Source organism: Rhodococcus sp. PAE-6 (assembly GCF_025290685.1).
Taxonomy (GTDB): domain Bacteria; phylum Actinomycetota; class Actinomycetes; order Mycobacteriales; family Mycobacteriaceae; genus Rhodococcus; species Rhodococcus pyridinivorans.
In genome coordinates, this window is the sequence record NZ_JAOCLZ010000142.1 from 1 (window position 1) to 265 (window position 265).

The 265-nt window shown below is 68.7% G+C and carries 1 protein-coding gene; it reads left to right on the forward strand.

The window, feature by feature from the left end; genetic code table 11:
• On the forward strand, positions 1 to 265 hold a 265-nt coding region (locus NVV99_RS26560; protein WP_260783307.1), incomplete at both ends, for a M23 family metallopeptidase.

A 265-nucleotide genomic window follows, 5' to 3' on the forward strand; every position in this document is an offset into this window, starting at 1 on the left:
GCTTCGGCGACAAGGTCGGCTCGCGCCGCAATGACGGCCTCGACATCTCCGTGCCGCAGGGAACGCCGATCAAGGCGGCCGAGAACGGCGTCGTCATCTATGCCGGCGACGGGCTGAAGGAGTTCGGCAACACCGTGCTCATCAAGCACGAGAGCGGGCTCGTGACCGTCTACGGCCATGCCGACTCGATCTCCGTGGAGCGCGGGGCGACGGTCAAGCGCGGCCAGGAGATCGCGACGGCCGGCATGACCGGCGACGCGGACGT